Source organism: Nitrosomonas sp. (assembly GCF_019635155.1).
In the GTDB taxonomy this organism is placed as follows: domain Bacteria; phylum Pseudomonadota; class Gammaproteobacteria; order Burkholderiales; family Nitrosomonadaceae; genus Nitrosomonas.
Map to the genome: position 1 here is coordinate 278,855 of NZ_JAHBZY010000002.1, position 16,354 is coordinate 295,208.

At 45.6% G+C, this 16,354-nt stretch carries 14 protein-coding genes; 9 read left to right on the forward strand and 5 right to left on the reverse strand.

The features are described from left to right. The first annotated feature begins 100 nt into the window (after positions 1-100). From KF839_RS02860 to KF839_RS02890, 7 genes are all read left to right on the forward strand, one after another. Positions 101-1,213 (forward strand): aromatic ring-hydroxylating oxygenase subunit alpha, encoded by a 1,113-nt coding sequence (locus tag KF839_RS02860; protein WP_292916314.1) that lies wholly within the window; start codon positions 101-103, stop codon positions 1,211-1,213. A gap of 55 nt (positions 1,214-1,268) precedes the next feature. Continuing rightward, complete coding sequence (locus KF839_RS02865) at positions 1,269-2,114, forward strand: DMT family transporter (RefSeq protein ID WP_292916330.1); 846 nt, start codon at positions 1,269-1,271, stop codon at positions 2,112-2,114. 84 nt (positions 2,115-2,198) lie between these two features. Then, entirely contained in the window at positions 2,199-2,549 is a 351-nt protein-coding gene (locus KF839_RS02870; protein WP_292916315.1) for a SpoIIAA family protein, read from the forward strand. A 120-nt stretch (positions 2,550-2,669) separates the two neighbouring features. Continuing rightward, complete coding sequence (locus tag KF839_RS02875; protein WP_292916316.1) at positions 2,670-3,161, forward strand: hypothetical protein; 492 nt, start codon at positions 2,670-2,672, stop codon at positions 3,159-3,161. Positions 3,162-3,163: 2 nt separating this feature from the next. Then, the gene (locus KF839_RS02880; protein WP_292916317.1) at positions 3,164-3,547 is read left to right on the forward strand and encodes a SirB2 family protein; all 384 of its coding nucleotides are present in this window, start codon (positions 3,164-3,166) and stop codon (positions 3,545-3,547) included. A 7-nt stretch (positions 3,548-3,554) separates the two neighbouring features. Beyond that, positions 3,555-4,079, forward strand: a complete 525-nt coding sequence (locus KF839_RS02885; RefSeq protein ID WP_292916318.1) for a GNAT family N-acetyltransferase — start codon at positions 3,555-3,557, stop codon at positions 4,077-4,079. Positions 4,080-4,468: 389 nt separating this feature from the next. Continuing rightward, positions 4,469-5,266, forward strand: a complete 798-nt coding sequence (locus KF839_RS02890) for a carbonic anhydrase (RefSeq protein ID WP_292916319.1) — start codon at positions 4,469-4,471, stop codon at positions 5,264-5,266. 125 nt (positions 5,267-5,391) lie between these two features. On the opposite strand, the gene KF839_RS02895 is transcribed toward KF839_RS02890, so the two are convergent. After that, positions 5,392-7,767 (reverse strand): EAL domain-containing protein, encoded by a 2,376-nt coding sequence (locus KF839_RS02895; protein ID WP_292916320.1) that lies wholly within the window; start codon positions 7,765-7,767, stop codon positions 5,392-5,394. Between the two features lie 415 nt (positions 7,768-8,182). Between KF839_RS02895 and ftsH the strand changes: the two genes are divergently transcribed. After that, positions 8,183-10,036: an ATP-dependent zinc metalloprotease FtsH gene (gene ftsH, locus KF839_RS02900; protein WP_292916321.1), complete on the forward strand. Its 1,854-nt coding sequence runs from the start codon at positions 8,183-8,185 to the stop codon at positions 10,034-10,036. 11 nt (positions 10,037-10,047) lie between these two features. On the opposite strand, the gene KF839_RS02905 is transcribed toward ftsH, so the two are convergent. From KF839_RS02905 to KF839_RS02915, 3 genes are all read right to left on the reverse strand, one after another. Further along, positions 10,048-11,328 (reverse strand): diguanylate cyclase, encoded by a 1,281-nt coding sequence (locus KF839_RS02905; RefSeq protein WP_292916322.1) that lies wholly within the window; start codon positions 11,326-11,328, stop codon positions 10,048-10,050. A 324-nt stretch (positions 11,329-11,652) separates the two neighbouring features. After that, the gene (locus KF839_RS02910) at positions 11,653-13,989 is read right to left on the reverse strand and encodes a hypothetical protein (protein WP_292916323.1); all 2,337 of its coding nucleotides are present in this window, start codon (positions 13,987-13,989) and stop codon (positions 11,653-11,655) included. A 261-nt stretch (positions 13,990-14,250) separates the two neighbouring features. Beyond that, positions 14,251-15,360: a transglutaminase-like domain-containing protein gene (locus KF839_RS02915; RefSeq protein ID WP_292916324.1), complete on the reverse strand. Its 1,110-nt coding sequence runs from the start codon at positions 15,358-15,360 to the stop codon at positions 14,251-14,253. An 86-nt stretch (positions 15,361-15,446) separates the two neighbouring features. On the opposite strand from KF839_RS02915, the gene KF839_RS02920 reads away from it, so the two are divergent. Beyond that, the gene (locus tag KF839_RS02920) at positions 15,447-16,133 is read left to right on the forward strand and encodes an alpha/beta hydrolase (protein WP_292916325.1); all 687 of its coding nucleotides are present in this window, start codon (positions 15,447-15,449) and stop codon (positions 16,131-16,133) included. An 82-nt stretch (positions 16,134-16,215) separates the two neighbouring features. On the opposite strand, the gene KF839_RS02925 is transcribed toward KF839_RS02920, so the two are convergent. Continuing rightward, positions 16,216-16,332, reverse strand: a complete 117-nt coding sequence (locus KF839_RS02925) for a sugar transferase (protein ID WP_374565840.1) — start codon at positions 16,330-16,332, stop codon at positions 16,216-16,218. Positions 16,333-16,354 lie beyond the last annotated feature (22 nt).

The following is a 16,354-nucleotide window of genomic DNA, read 5'->3' on the forward strand; positions in this document are numbered from 1 at the left end:
TCCACTTTTCGTTCTGTTCTTATAAAAATAGGTTTTAAATTTCTGACTTTTCGTGTATTTTCGCCGCTAAATTTTATTGGAGGGATGTAAGGTATTTTATATGTCTAACATGGCCGAGATCTCACAACTGACAGAAATGTCAGTACAGCTTCCCATTGAGTGGTACTTGGATCCTAAAATTCTGGAAATCGAGAAGCAGTTGTTATTTGACCAGGGACCGGGTTACGTGGGGCATGAAGTGATGGTACCCAATGTTGGGGATTATTATGTGCCGGAATGGATGAATAACGCGAAAGTGCTGGTGCGTAACGAGCAAGGAATAGAGTTACTTTCCAATATCTGCCGTCACCGGCAAGCATTACTGCTGAAAGGTAGAAGTAATACCAAGAATATTGTATGTCCGATTCATCGTTGGACGTATGCACTGGATGGTAAATTGCTCGGTGCACCGCATTTTGATCGTAATCCTTGTTTGAATCTGAATAAAACACCATTACAAAACTGGAACGGATTGCTGTTTAGCGGTCAGCGTAATGTTGTTAAAGATTTAGCGAATTTGAGTAAGCAGGTGCTCAAGGATCTTAACTTTTCCGGTTATGTGCTGGATCGAGTTAAAGTCGAACATTATCAATGCAATTGGAAAACTTTCATCGAAGTGTACTTGGAAGATTATCACGTGGATTCTTTTCATCCAGGTTTGGGTCAATTCGTGAATACCAAGGAACTGGAATGGGAATTCGGCGATTGGTATAGCGTACAAACCGTAGCGATCGATGACGCACGCTTGCAGAAACCGGGTAGTCCGGTGTATGCGGCATGGCATCAGCAAGTATTGCAGCAAACGGAAGGTGAAATGCCGCCGCATGGTGCGATATGGTTGCTGTATTATCCTAATATCATGCTGGAATGGTATCCGCAGACGCTGGTAGTCAGCACGATATTGCCCACGGGCGTTGAAAGTTGCATCAATATCGTTGAATTTTACTATCCGGAAGAAATAGCATTGTTCGAACGTGAATTTGTGGAAGCGGAACAGGCGGCTTACAAAGAAACGGCTCTGGAAGATGACGAAATCTGTCAATTAATGACTGCTGGACGGCGTGCTTTATACGATCAGCATCTCAATGAAACAGGGCCTTATCAAATTCCGATGGAAACAGGCATGGAGCATTTTCATCAATTTTTGCGGCGGGTGGTCGAGCCTCATATTTGAAGCTGGCTAATAACAAATTTTGCGTTTAAAAGAGACTCAAGGTGCATCCTTGTGGATGCTGGCGGCCGCTTTCATGTTCGCTTGCATGGGGGTGCTTGTCAAATTGAGCGCTTCTTATTTTTCCAGTACCGAGCTGGTATTCTATCGCTCCATGTTCGGCGTGTGGATAACGTACTGGATTATCCGGTACTATCGATTGTCGGTGCGGACACCTCATTGGCGCATGCATTTTCGCCGCAGTATTACAGGTTTGGTCAGTTTATTGATGTTTTTTTACTGCTTAACGCAGTTGCCGTTGGCAACTGCTGTTTCGCTCAATTACACCTGGCCTCTTTTTGCTGCATTCTTATCGACTTTTGTTCTGAAAGAGCACATTCACTGGCCTCTGGTTTGGGCGATCTTGCTTGGTTTTGTCGGTGTCATTCTGTTGTTGCGGCCAAGCGTGCCTGAAGATCAGTGGTTTGCCGGTTTGATGGGCATCGCATCCGGCTTCTTTGGCGCATTAGCCTATATGCACGTTAAGCAACTGGGTCGTTTAGGGGAATCCGAATGGCATGTGGTGTTTTACTTTACTTTGATTAGTACTTTAATTACCGGCGTGTGGTTGTTGTTTACCAATTTCAGTCCGATTTCTTGGGATGGGTTTTTGTTGTTACTCGGCACTGGTCTTACCGCTACTCTGGCGCAGCTGGCTATGACACGCGCCTATCACCGCGGCGCTACGTTGGTGGTATCTTCGTTGGGATATAGCACCGTGTTGTTCGCTTGTGTTTGGGGTATTTTGCTTTGGAATGAAATCTTGCCGCCTGTGGCATGGCTTGGAATGGGATTGATCATTCTAGGCGGATTGCTCAGCGGAATTTGGGGTTTGAAACGAATACCCGTTGTTGCGCAAAAGTAACTTTGTTGCTGTTTCTGGTACGCGAAATTTGCACCGTGCGGTTTAATTGCCTATGATGAAGCTGTTACTACAAAAGGGGGAGTCATGATTACAATTCAGAAGAAAGACAATCTCGTTATTGTTGCGATCATCGGCGAATTCACACTGACCGATTATCACGAATTTGAACAGCAAGTGTTATATAAGCCGCATTTCGATGGGAAAGCCAACTTATTATTTGATTGGCGGGATATGCTGAGTTACACGGTGGATGTCGCCTGGGAGGAGGTTAAATTCATGCGCGATCATGGTAGCGAATTTAGCCGGGTTGCTATTGTGACCGATGATGAATGGCAAGCGTGGGGTGCCTGGGTGTTTAATCTGTTTATAAACGCCAATGTAGCAGCATTTCATGATTATAACGAAGCCGAAGCTTGGGCTTCGGCAAGTGAATAACGTTTATTGGATTGGTATTTTTGTGAATCATTAAACGGAATGACAGCACTGCTTGTAATTATTGCGAGTTATTCGGATTCAAGAGTCCCGGAAGTTTAAAAAAAGCGGCAAGAGAATATTATGGATGAATTGGTGATTGCCAGAGTATTGCATGTGCTGGGTGTTGTTTTTTGGATTGGTGGTGTTGCGATGGTGACCACCGTGTTGCTGCCGACACTTGCGCGCATGCAATCCGCGGCTGAGGCGATGAGGTTTTTCTCCGGATTTCGCCAGCGGTTTGCCATGCAGGCGCGAATTTCCACGCTGTTGGTCGGTGTGAGCGGCTTTTACATGGTGTACGCATTGGATGCTTGGCAACGGTTTACACAGTGGCAATACTGGTGGATGCATGCGATGGTATTGATCTGGTTATTTTTCAGTGTAATGCTGTTTGTGCTGGAGCCTCGCAACCGTCGGCGGGTGGCTGTGTCAGCGCCATTGTCGGGGCAACTGGAGGTGACGTCTGAAACATTCATCAGGATTCAGCGCAAGCACCTGTTTCTATTGATCTTGAGTTTGCTCACTATTGCCGGTGCTGTGGCAGGTAGCCATGGTTGGTTGATCGGATTTTGATCATGGATTACGCACTTCTGAAAATGGTTCATGTCAGTAGCGTGGTTTTAAGTTTTTCATTATTTTTCTTGCGCGGTATTTGGTTGATCCAGGATTCGGCGAATCTTCGTCAACGCTGGGTCAAGATTCTTCCGCATATCAATGATACGCTATTGCTGACTAGTGCAATCTTACTGGCACTGGCGATTCAACAGAATCCGCTTGAACACGGATGGTTGACTGCCAAAGTATGCGGTTTGTTGTTGTATATCGGATTGGGTATGGTGGCGATGCGCTTTGGTAGAACCCGTGCCAGCAGGATCAGTGCATGGGTGGCTGCACAGTGTGTGTTTATCTATATTGTACTGGTCGCACTGACCAAGAGTCCGACATTGGGAATCGGCTGATAGAAATTTGAGGGGTAACATTAATCTATCCTCCATTCATGTTGCTAAAGCCGCTTTTCATCAAGCACAAGCTATCAGTGATTTAATTAATTTGACGTATCGTGGTACAGATGGCTGGACGACCGAGGCAGCTATTATTGAAGGCGATCGCACCAATCGTCAGGAAATTGAAAATACACTTATCAATCCGAACGGATGCTTTCTGATCGCGCAGTTGCCACAGCTGCTGGCGTCATGTATTTATGTCGCGCAAGAAAAAGAACATGCCTATATCGGCTTTTTTTCGGTTCATCCAAGTCTCCAGCAGCATGGACTCGGAAAATTCATGCTCATGCAGGCGGAAGTATTTGCTTATCAATCACTGGGTGCGCGAAAGCTGGTGATGTTTGTAATATCGCAGCGGCCTGAGTTGATTGCGTTTTATCACCGCCGCGGCTATCGCGGTACCGGTCGTGTCGAAGCTTATCCATCGTTTCTTGGTATTCCTAAAATTTCAGGTTTAACCATTGAATATCTTGAGAAATCTGTTTAATTGATCAAGATTGTTGTTTGATCTATATACGTATTTGCACGTATATCATTCTTCTGTATTTTGGCTAGAATCGTGCTGAGCAGCTTTTACCAGATGTTCGAATATGAATGAAAAGATCAATTTTTCGATGAGGAAATCATGTCTTTGAAAATTTTAATAGCCGCAATCTTGTTTAGCAGTGTGTCCTGTTTAGCGGAAACAGGCGGTGATCGAGCGAATTCATCCACTAGCGACAAATCAACAGTTACAACCTCTCCGTCGACTACATCGACTACCAAAGAAAGCTCCAAACCTGCCCCAACAGGGGAATCGGATAAAAAGCCTCCGATGGTTGATTATTGCAAAAAACATACATGTTGAATTACGGTTGATATAACTAGGAGCTATCGATGATAAATAAAACACTCAGCAGTTTGATCGCCATGATGGTTACATGCTATGCGTCCACAATCGTTGCCGCACCGCCTTGGAATCATGATGAACAAGATCATTGGGGCGCGATTGAAGATTCGTCTCAAACCGTTATTCCATTAAATTACCCCTTCGCAGAATGTAGTATCGGCGCCCATCAGTCCCCCGTTGATTTTGCTGAAGCAAAAATTGATAACACCAGAAAGTTGAACAATCTTGAAATTTGGTATGATGTTGATAGCAAGCCTGTTTTCTTTAATACGGGTCATGCAATACAGGTCAATACTTCGTCCGGTTATAAAGGTGAATTAAAGATAGGTGAAGAATCGTTTCCTTTGGTTCAGTTTCATTTTCACGAACCCAGCGAGCATGCGGTTGGCGGGGAAAAGTTTCCAGCTGAGTTACATTTCGTACACGTCGGACAAGATGGAAGGTTGATTGTGCTGGGAGTGGCGATAAATCTTGGCGCAGAAAATGCGACCATGCAAACGATTTTAAACAATATGCCAACTACCGAAGGGGGACAAAATCCCGATACCGGTATCGCGATTGATCCGACAACACTACTGCCTTCGCTTCGTCATCAGAAATTTGATTATGTATCTTTAGCCGGCTCTTTGACAACACCACCTTGCAGCGAGGGCGTGCAGTGGTATCTGATGCTGGATCCGATAACCATTTCCGCAGCACAGCTTGATCAGATGAAAGGGTTTTACAGCAATAACGTAAGGAAAACTCAGAATCTGAACGGCAGGACTGTTTCTTCAACAAAATGATTCATGGAAATGTGAAGTTTGAGTTCACGTAGTCTGAATTAATTGCGATCAATCCACGTTTAGCTGTTACAGGCATGGGCGTGGATTGAATTTTTATTGCAGCAGGCAATTAGATTCGCTTTCATTCATTCCGGTATCGATGAGTTTGTATTGAATGCGCTCGGTTCGGCGACCCAATAACCTTGCGCATAATCAACGCCGATATTTTCCAAAGCTTGCATCGTTTGACCGTTTTCCACCCAAACAGCGATTGTTTTTAAACGCATCACATGACCGATATGATGGATCGATTCCACCATAGCTTGATTAACCGGGTCTGCCGCAATATTCTTGATTAACCGCCCGTCAATTTTCAGGTAGTCTAATGGAATATCTTTTATAAAATTAAACGTTGACAGGTTGCCACTAAAATCGTCGATGGAAAAACGGCATCCTAAATCCTTTAAAGCGGTGACAAATCGTACGACATGATTGATATCGGTTAGCGCGACTTGCTCGCTAATTTCGAAACAGATAGACGCTGGATTGACTCGGCTGGTTTTGATATGGTTGATCGTGAAATCCAGAAACTCCGCATCTTCAAGCGCACGCGCTGAAATATTGATGGTATAGACCGTGTTGGATTGGACGTCAGTGTGTACTTTGATCAATTGTAACGATTGCTGTACGACCCATCGATCAATCAGCAGCATTTGGTCGTGACGGTCAGCGGCGGGGAGGAATGCGCCGGGTATTATAAATTGACCATGTTCATCCTTTAACCGCAGCAATATTTCACCATGTTGTTCGTGATTTCCATTCGTGGATATCAACCGGATCGGTTGATAAAAAAGGCAAAAACGTTGTTCCGCCAGAGCCTGTTGAATACGCGGCACCCATTGTGTTTCAACGGATGCTTGCGGCGGTGTGGTGGCTTGATAAACATGTACACGGTTGCGTCCCTGTTCTTTTGCCGCATAGCAAGCACTGTCCGCGGCATTCAACGCTTGTGTCAATCCTTGATTGGTATGTACGATAGGAAACAATCCGATGCTTACACCAATTGTGAATGTTTGTCCTTGCCACTGAAAGCGGAAATTCTGTACCAACTCTCGCAGGATATTCGCTACTTGTATGGCTTCAGTTTGCGGACAATGTTCCAGAATGATGCCGAACTCGTCTCCGCCTAAGCGTGCAAGTGTATCTCTAGTTCGTAGCTTGGCATGCAGTAATGCAGTGATTTGACGCAATAACTCATCGCCTGCGCTGTGTCCGCAGGTGTCATTGATAATTTTGAATTGATCCAAATCGAGATATAGCAGTGCATGAGTGTCATTTTTACGGGTCGATTTTAAAATCTTGCTCAGTCGGTTTTCGAATTCTTTACGGTTGAGTAAGCCGGTCAGAGAATCGTGTGCTGCTTGATAAGCAAGCTTCTGAGTCAATTTGCGCTGTTCCGTCACGTCGCGGAAGGTTAATACTGTGCCGATAATTTGCTTTTCTTTGTTTCGGATTGGTGCTACGGAATAATCAATAATCCATTCCTTTTGATCGCGCCGGATCAGAAGACACTCGCGATGAACATATCCATTTTCGGAACCATTAAAATGCTCGGCCAGCGGATCGGCAATCGGTTCTCGTGTAGATGGATCTAGGATATTCAAGATTTGTTGCAAAAATGTGTTTTGTGCTTCCCGGTTACTCCAGCCGGTAAAAATTTCGGCAATAGGGTTTAAGAAAGTGATTTTTCCGGCGGCATCCGTTGTGATGACTGCGTCCCCGATGCTTGCCAAAGTGACTTGGAACAATTCTTTTTCCTGATGCAGGATATTGTTGGCGGTGGTGAGCGCTTCGGTTCGTTCTGTAACACGCTGTTCCAAATCATTTTTTGTCTGTATTAAGCGTTTGAGGAGATCGAAATTGTCAAAACGAAGCTTCAATGAGGCAACCATCGTCTGATATAGCTGGTGCGAGATGCTGCCCATCGCGGCGGTAAACAGCAAGAATGTCAGCACGACAACTATCTGAGTTCCAGTGTCATGAGTGATGACTTGAAAAGAAAATGGTAGAACGGCTGGTATGGAAAAGGTTAGGAAAGCTCCTTTATAATACGATAAGGTCGCCATTGCACCAGCAACCAAGCCACCCAGCAAGTACGCCAAAAAGAATTGATGTGCTTCACTATCATCCACAAAAAGAATACCGCCGGCAGTACCCCATAGTAAACCGGATAATGCTACACCGATCATAAACCATCGCCCCCAGCGCGCTGAGTCGACCATTGGTGGTTTAATTCGAAAATATGACCGGACCAGCAGGAATCTGACCGAGGTAAGTAGAACAATAGCTGCAAGCCAACTAAGAAGCCATTCTTTTGCGACATAATTCCAATAAACGTATACCAAAGTAACTGCGATGATTAAAGTAACAATCAGCGCTCTTGGAGCTTGCTGGTAGAGCAGTTTAACTTGTTCGGTTAACAGCGCGAGAGAATGATTGGTAGAGGGTGGCTGGTGATTCACATTATTGTTATTGAGGTTAAATTGTATGTGATTTACTTAATACGGGAAAAGATACAATTTATTTAGGTTTGATCAGATAAACTCGAGAGATCTACAGTATGTTATTTTTTTGTAATTGATCCGGCATATTAATGCTTCGAGATTACCGAAGTTGGAATGCGATCTATCTTTGAACGGGTTATTCTCATTTATTAAGCAAAGATCAGTTACATAAATGACGTCAGAATATTCTTATTTGTACTGGTGGAAAATTATACTTAATATTCTTTTTTTAAGTTAAACAATCTTTAGTACTTGATTAAGATTAAGATGGGCTTTTATGAGTACTAAGCTTCGAGGTATCTCATGCAAGTGAGCCGTGAAAATAGAGAACATGCATCAATAATGCTTGCCGATCATAATTGGAGGTTAATTAATGGACAATAAAACGCATCTTAACTTCTGGTTCGTTATCGTGGCGTTACTGAGTTTGTTGCTGATTCAAAGTTTTTATCAACGTTATACCCAGATTGAGCCCATACCGTATAGCCGCTTTCAGCATCTATTGGAGCAAGGGCAAGTCGCTGAGATTGCTATTACCGAGAATCAAATCATAGGCACTCTGAAAGAAAAACATGCTGATGGTTTTAAAGAATTTGTAACCACCAGGGTAGATCCTGAGTTTGCCGAGATGCTGGACAAGTATCATGTGGTTTATACCGGCGTGGTGCAAAGTACTTGGCTGCGTGATCTGCTTTCCTGGATTGTTCCGACAGCAATTTTCATTGGCATTTGGTTGTTTATCATTCGCCGGATGGGTAGCGGTATGGGCAGTGGTTTGATGTCGATCGGTAAAAGCCGCGCCAAGGTTTTTGTCGAGAAAGAAACCAAAGTAACATTTGACGATGTTGCCGGCGTCGACGAAGCAAAAGACGAATTAGTGGAAATTATCAATTTCCTTAAGAATCCCGCAGACTATGGACGCCTGGGCGGACGGGTGCCGAAGGGTATTTTATTGGTGGGGCCGCCCGGTACCGGCAAAACGTTATTGGCGCGAGCTGTCGCCGGCGAAGCAGGCGTGCCATTTTTTTCCATTTCCGGCTCGGAGTTTGTGGAAATGTTTGTCGGTGTTGGTGCCGCCAGGGTCCGCGATTTATTTGAGCAAGCCCGGCAGATGGCACCAGCGATCATATTTATCGACGAGTTGGATGCTTTGGGTCGTGCACGCGGTGCTTACGGAGGATTAAGCGGTGGGCATGATGAAAAAGAACAAACGCTGAATCAATTGTTAGCGGAATTGGATGGTTTTGATTCGAGTAGTGGCATCGTGCTACTGGCAGCGACCAATCGCCCGGAAATTCTCGATCCGGCATTACTGCGAGCGGGGCGGTTTGACCGGCAAGTCTTGGTGGATCGTCCGGACAAAATCGGACGCGAGCAAATTCTTGCTGTACATATCAAAAAGGTTAAACTGTTTAATGATGTCAAAATCGAGCAGATTGCCGCATTAACGCCGGGTTTTACCGGCGCGGATTTGGCGAATCTGGTCAATGAGGCCGCATTGCTTGCAACACGCCGAGCCGCTTCAGCCGTCACTATGGAAGATTTTAATAATGCCATTGAGCGGATTGTCGCCGGTCTGGAAAAACGGAATCGTTTGTTGAATCCCGATGAGCGGCGGGTCGTAGCATTTCACGAACTAGGCCATGCAATGGTGGCTTTAGCTTTGCCCGGTAGTGATGAGGTCCATAAAGTATCGATCATACCGCGAGGAGTGGGTGCTTTGGGGTATACCATTCAACGCCCGACGGAAGATCGCTTTTTAATGACCCGGGTGGAATTGTTGAATAAGATGGCGGTACTACTCGGTGGCCGAGCGGCCGAACAGGTCGTGTGTGATGAAGTTTCAACCGGTGCGGCGGATGATTTGGTACGTGCAACGGATATCGCTCGTGCGATGGTGTTACGTTACGGTATGAGTGAAGCGCTGGGTAATGTAGCCTACGATCGGGATCAATCTGCCTTTTTGCAGCCGAGTTTTCCATTGCCGCAAAGCAGGAATTATAGCGAGGAGACCGCCAATAAAATTGATAGCGCGATACGAATACTGGTTGATCAGGCGCTAGAGCGTGCAATAGGCATCCTTCAGAATAACCGGAGTTTGCTTGAGCAAACTGCCGAAGGGTTATTGAAAACAGAAACGCTCAATCAACCCGAGATTCTCAAGTTAAAACAAGCAATCGTTGCTAATGCGCAGCAACGCCAGGTACCAATCGATCCGGCAGGTTGATTTGCAATTATTTATAAATAATGAGAAATCACAAGGTTACCGCCTTTCAATTTTGCTTGATGGGCGGCCTCGGTGGCGGCATTCAATAGTTCAGGAAACTCCACTTGGAAGTTTTGACGTAATTCCGCGACGCCAAAACTGGCGGAAATATTGAGCCCTGCCGGCTGTTGTTTTTCAATGACACAGCGGATTTTTTCCGCGATAGTCAAAGCATTTGAAATATCGCAGTGTAACGTGATCAGGACGAACTCATCTTCGCCATAGCGCGTCGCAACATCTTCCTTACGAATCGATTGTGTAATGGCTGCGGCGACTGCTTTAAGCACGGTATCGCCATGTGTATAACCGTGAAATTCATTAATCGATTTGAATTTATCGATGTCGATCACTATCAGACTAAATGCGATGCCATGCCGAGTGGCTTCGCGGAGTCTGGAAGGCGCGGTTTCGAATAGAAAAGTACGATTATACAAGCCGGTTAATTGATCTTTTAGCGCTAATTCCTGTACTCGAAATTGTTGCGCGGTTGTTTTATCAGCGAGCTTCTTACTGGTGATCAGATTATTGGCGCGCGTTAATAATTCTTCATGAATAACGGGCTTGCTGACATAATCATTGACGCCGGAACGCAGTAGTTCAATTTTGCTTGCGACATCATTCAGGACTGAAAATACCAGCAATGGCACGAATTTCTTGTCGTTGTCCAGGTTCCGTATCGTTTTGACAATGCTGTGTCCGTTTAATCTGCCTTTGAGTAATATATCGGTCAGCACTAGATCGTACGGGTTGTTTTGGAAAGCTTGCAGACCTTCTTCGCCGCTGGCGAAATGATCAACAGTATAACCGCAGTCGCTAAGAAATTTGGAGGTTGAATTTGCGGAAGAGAGGTTGTCTTCAAGATACAAGATGCGACCACTCATTGTTTTTTTGTATTTTTTTCTTGAGAATTGAGCAGCATAGCTGGTAATTTTGTCCAGTTCATGCTTTGCGAATATTTCGGTTACACCGGCTGAGTATGCTTCATCCTGAAGTTTCTTGTCTTCATTGGCAGTAATCATTACCAGTGGTATTTGCCGGGTTCTTGAATCAGCGCGCAGTTGTGACGAAAACATGGCGCCATCCATATCTTGTAAATGGGTTGCGATAAAAACCAGATCGAATGATTGTTGCTTTAGGAGTGTTAGCGCTTCGTTGCCGGTTGAAACTTGTTTTGTTTCGAGACCTCCCGATTCAATGGCAGAAGACAGAAGTCTTTGATAGGTTCTTGAAGGTTCAACAATCAATCCTTCCATATTCTGACGCTCCTTTCTACTTGATGTTAATGAATCGAAGTTGCTACAAGCAAAGCGGAGTGTTATAGCGACATAACTGTCATTTTTTTTAGAGAAATTCTTGGAGAATTATCGCCGCTGCCAATCACACTATGGTTTTTCTGAGTTGATGCGATCGCGAATAACATCAATAAATTTGGAACAGAATGCTCGATCAGACAAGTGACGGCAGAAGCAGAGTGGGTTTTGTCAGCAGGATAGTTTTGTCTTCTGAATGGGAGTGAGTCCACCAAAGGCGCATAGCGGTTGCATGGATGTATTGCAACCGCCCGGTAATTTTTACGATTAACGAGCCATTGGTTTCGTTGCAGGCATCGGAGCAGATTGTTTATGTGTGGTTTCGGTTGGTAATGTGACTGCTTCGGTAGCAATGGCCGGTAGCTTGTTGTTTTCTTTGGCAGCTTCCGATGGTGCGGTTGCTGCTGCGGTGCTTGGTTGCGCTCCAGCGGGCTGTTCAGCGGAATCGGTATTTTTCGAGAATGATTGCACCAATTGATCGAAAGCGCCGTGCTGCCACAGTATCGCGATAGTAGTCAGCAGCATCAATACAATAAGATAAAGCTTCCAAGGGCGCTGTTTTTCCGCATAAGGGTCGGCCAAGGAGCGCTGCGCGCCTGGCGGCAGGGTGGCGAGCTTGGTCAATGATGCGCCGAAAGGAATATTGATAATAGCGCGGGTGTTAACTGCCCAGCCGTTGCCATCGAGTAATGGCGCCAGGTTGCGTTTACGTAATTTTAGATACGCCAGCAACATTGATGGGCCGGAGATCACGAGAATGATGCTCAGGATAGTCAATGGCATTTGCCACCATGTCAAGCTGATGAAGCCGGTGACAATCGACGCGACGGCAGTGCCGATTGCACCGATAGCAAGTCCAATGGCGGCGAAAATCCCGGCGAACTTGCCTACATCGAATGGTGCAGGGGGTGCCGTTTTGGTCGTGTCGATCGTCTGTGTGGCGCCGCTGATTCCAACAGCAGCCTGGTCTTGTACTGATTTTTCACGAGCGCTGGCGAATTTTTCCAGTTGCTCACCGACCATTTTGCCGATCCGCTTGAACGGATACCAGAACGATTGCCGCACACTGATCGGATGTTCGATGATTTTGACGATGGTGGCGTCCCAATCCTGATTGTTGCGGTCGTAAAAAATACCGTTACGGCCGATCATCAGGTTGTCCGCGTCACCGTCGGTGAAAGCTGCAACAATGTTGATTTTCTCGGTACCACCTTGACGCTGGCATTCGCAATAAGCGAGATAAGTGCCGCTAAGATTAGCCATGCTGCTGTGCTTATTGATATCGCTCACGCGCAAGCAGAAATCACACGTGCGACCATCGAGATACAACGAGCCTGCCAGGAAAATGGCTTTATTTTGTGCGGTGTAAAAGTCTCGGAACGACACGAAATTGTTCAACAGATGATACAAATCGCGATGCAGGCGGATCAGCTTCTCGACGGAATAGATGGCATCAAGTGTATCGGCAAGCGATTTGTCTTGCTCGATCAAATGCAGTAACTTTTGCTGGTAGCCGCCGCCAAGAATTTCTCGTACGCGCCTGATTCCTAACGATTCTACAGCGGCGCCTTGCTTGGTTTCGAGCCAGGCTTGATGCGCGGAAAATTGCTGGCACAATTGTCGCCATTGCGCATAAGTGAGCGCGGTTTGGGGACCAAGTAACGGGTCGGCAATGGTTCTCTTGAATTCGGTGATGGCATCGAACCAAGCCGGGTTAATGCCATTTTCGAGTGGTAGCGATTTATTTGCGGAAATGGTTGCCAGCGGCAATACCGCTACTTGTTGGGATTGAGCCGATAAATCTATTTTTGTAAATGCTTCATATTCGGCCAATACCGGATTGAGCGATTCAGCGGCGCGCTGATCGTATTGGGCAATTTGACAGCGAGTGAAGTAATCGTTGATTTTTGCTTGAATGCGATCTAACAGCTTTTTGGCAGCTTCGGTGGTTTCACCTAACGGTAGGATGTTTTGTGCATTTTTCTCGGAAGTTTGCCACCAACCGGAGTAAGCGCGTGCTTCGGTAAAAAATTGCTCGATTTTTTGCTCGGAAATACCCGGTAAACCGGAACGATCCGTTTCCGAACCGATGCACTGTATGATTTCTCTGATGACTTGTTGAACATCGGCTTTATCCGCCGATTCAGCTGGGATAATGCCATCTCCGTTGAACTGTGTGCTGGCGTAAATTCTGCTGAGATCGGCGGTATCTTCGATGGTAATAATCGATTCACCGCTTTTTCCAATGTTTTGCAGAATGTGTTTGGCCGATGCCAATACCGTGGCGCCTTCGGTTGTGTTATCGTTGATTGCATTCAAGGATAAGTCAGTACGGCCATACAGCAGATCTTCCGGGTTTTTCAGCAAGGCAGACGCCCAGTTCGTGGCCGCAATAATTTCCGGCACGCGGATATGACCATCGTGATCGATATCGATTAATTGCAGGGTTCTGGCATCAAATTCAAGATTGTCGACCGGACAGCTCAGCGCCGCCCATAGTTTTGGGTCCAATTCGCCGAGTGCTTTCAAGTCGGCGGCGGTATCCAGACGTACTTGATCAAAGCCGCCGGAGCGGAAGAAACGCCATTTGTGGGGGAAGTTCATGATGGATTGTAGCGCTTGTTTAAAGTTGGATGTCGTTCGTTATGACTGGGTGTGTGCCGGTCTCTTGACGAAATTATGTAACAAATTACCGATTAAGATGGCTCTATGAGCCGGGATCAACAGCCCCGGACTGCATAGCCTATCATTTGCAGCGAAATATGTTGCTCTATCAATGGCACATGTTGATGCTGTGCCGGTTTTCGTTGCCCTAAATGCTTTTTCATGAATCCTGTCATACATCTTGGCATTAATTACTGTCAGCTAAAATTTTGCACCTGTTCCGATTAATTCCGCCGAGGTTATTTTGTAAGAAAAATTATCGGAATCCAGATTATCGACGGACTGACCGTCAATTTCAGCGTATGGATACATAAAAAACGGTATTTTACCGGTGTTCGGAGGGAATAAAGTCAAATCGTCGGCATGATTGAATGTGAGCCAGTTCATTTCCCAGCTGCCAAAGAATTGTTCTCTTAAACGGGTAATTTGCGGATCATCCAATGCGATATTTTCCAATTTTGAAACTTGTAAAATATCAGCTGGATTGACCGGTATCCAACCTCGGCCTGCCAAGAAAAATTCAGCCCGGCAATGTTGCGATTGGCTGATGTCGCCATATTCGCCGATACTGGGATGCAGTTTCGATTCGCTGATGCGAATACCGTATTGGTTCCGCGCAGGGATATTGGCAGCCTTGGCAAGCGCTACAAATAAGGAATTTATATCCACGCATTTCCCGCTGAGTTCATTTCTTTCCAGCATGGATTTGACATTGCCTTGACCACGACCGCGCGTATTTTCATCATATTGCGCATTATTGATTACCCAATCATAGATTGCTCTGGCTTGTTCCAGCGGTGCATCGGCTTTTTTATCTCTGATGATTGCATGGGCAGTTTCACGCACAATGCCATTAGTTGGTTTCAAATGGGTAGGATTGATATAATTCTTGATGCTAGCGGGTAATGCGGAATGTTGAGTGGCATGATAAAAAGACGGGTCAATAGTGTGATGCGATGTTTTTACGATGCAACTGACGGTGACATGACGCTGATCACTTTTTTGTTTTCCATGCCATTCAGCTTTAAAAACGGGAAAACGGCCTGTACCCAGTGTTGTAAATGTTGCTTTATTGGCATTACCATGCCAATTGCTGCCCTGAGTAAACTGGAAAACGGATTCATTGGTATCGGGAAGCGGTAACCACAAATGAGCGGATTTTCCTTGGGTGGGCAGATCAACGTGATAGGTCAGGCGATAGCTGATCCAATTATTAAAATTCGACGAGAGTAATTGCGTCGCCATTGAAGTTGAAACCGGGAGATAAAATGCGCTTGATCCAATGAGTTTAATAAAATCCCTACGTTTCATAGCTTCCTTCATAATTGAGTTTTTAAATTCCGCTGATTCTATCCGATCAATTTTTTATGTCAATGTAGTGCAAATGTATATTTTGTATGATCTATAACCCGGCTCATTTATTACCGGCCATTGAAATTGAGATAGGCACTTCGCAACCGGTGTACGCGGTTATTTGGTTACATGGTTTAGGTGCCGATGGTCATGATTTTGTTCCAATCGTTAAAGAATTAAACATACCTTCCGGAGTGTCGATTCGGTTTGTTTTTCCGCATGCACCCGAACGACCTGTCAGCATTAACAATGGCTATATCATGCGTGCTTGGTATGATATTCATGCTGCCGATATTGGGTGGCAGCAAGATGAAGCCGGTATTCGCGCTTCACAAAAAGCCATCGATCAAATGATCGAACGAGAGATTGAGCGAGGAATATCCTCGCGGAATATTTTTCTGGCCGGGTTTTCACAAGGAGGGGCGATGGCATTGCATGTCGGGCTACGGCAAACTATGCCATTGGCCGGAATTATCGCGCTATCTTGTTATTTACCGCTGGCTGAGATGCTGAATTCGGAGGCAAGCATAGTAAATGCTTCGATTCCGATATTAATGATGCACGGTATACATGACCCGATAGTGCCGCTTGCACTTGCTATGTATTCCAAGGAAAAATTATTGTCCGCGAAATATTCGCTGGAATGGCATCAATATCCAATGGCCCACTCCGTATGTGCGGAAGAGATTGATGACATCAGCCGTTGGCTACAAGGAAAGTTGGCTCGGTAAATGTCATCGAGGGTGAGATCGTCGTATCAAAAATAGCCGAAGGCGGGTGGAAACCGATTCAGAGGATAGATGATTGAGATCTCTAATACGCATTATCTTTTTTGAAGACGACGAGGACGGTTTTGAAGATGATCCAGAGGTCGAGCCAGATGGACCAGTTTTTGAGGTAGTAGAGGTCATGCTCGATGCGGGCCTTCATTTTCTCGAGGGCCTCGGTTTCG

What these genes read in the sequence shown, in the direction of transcription:
- KF839_RS02860 (WP_292916314.1), top strand. Translation starts at nt 101, where the DNA reads ATGTCTAACATGGCCGAGATCTCACAACTGACAGAAATGTCAGTACAG.
- KF839_RS02865 (WP_292916330.1), top strand. Translation starts at nt 1,269, where the DNA reads ATGCTGGCGGCCGCTTTCATGTTCGCTTGCATGGGGGTGCTTGTCAAA.
- KF839_RS02875 (WP_292916316.1), top strand. Translation starts at nt 2,670, where the DNA reads ATGGATGAATTGGTGATTGCCAGAGTATTGCATGTGCTGGGTGTTGTT.
- KF839_RS02890 (WP_292916319.1), top strand. Translation starts at nt 4,469, where the DNA reads ATGATAAATAAAACACTCAGCAGTTTGATCGCCATGATGGTTACATGC.
- KF839_RS02910 (WP_292916323.1), bottom strand. Translation starts at nt 13,989, where the DNA reads ATGAACTTCCCCCACAAATGGCGTTTCTTCCGCTCCGGCGGCTTTGAT.
- KF839_RS02870 (WP_292916315.1), top strand. Translation starts at nt 2,199, where the DNA reads ATGATTACAATTCAGAAGAAAGACAATCTCGTTATTGTTGCGATCATC.
- ftsH (WP_292916321.1), top strand. Translation starts at nt 8,183, where the DNA reads ATGGACAATAAAACGCATCTTAACTTCTGGTTCGTTATCGTGGCGTTA.
- KF839_RS02880 (WP_292916317.1), top strand. Translation starts at nt 3,164, where the DNA reads ATGGATTACGCACTTCTGAAAATGGTTCATGTCAGTAGCGTGGTTTTA.
- KF839_RS02905 (WP_292916322.1), bottom strand. Translation starts at nt 11,328, where the DNA reads ATGGAAGGATTGATTGTTGAACCTTCAAGAACCTATCAAAGACTTCTG.
- KF839_RS02925 (WP_374565840.1), bottom strand. Translation starts at nt 16,332, where the DNA reads ATGAAGGCCCGCATCGAGCATGACCTCTACTACCTCAAAAACTGGTCC.
- KF839_RS02920 (WP_292916325.1), top strand. Translation starts at nt 15,447, where the DNA reads ATGATCTATAACCCGGCTCATTTATTACCGGCCATTGAAATTGAGATA.
- KF839_RS02915 (WP_292916324.1), bottom strand. Translation starts at nt 15,360, where the DNA reads ATGAAACGTAGGGATTTTATTAAACTCATTGGATCAAGCGCATTTTAT.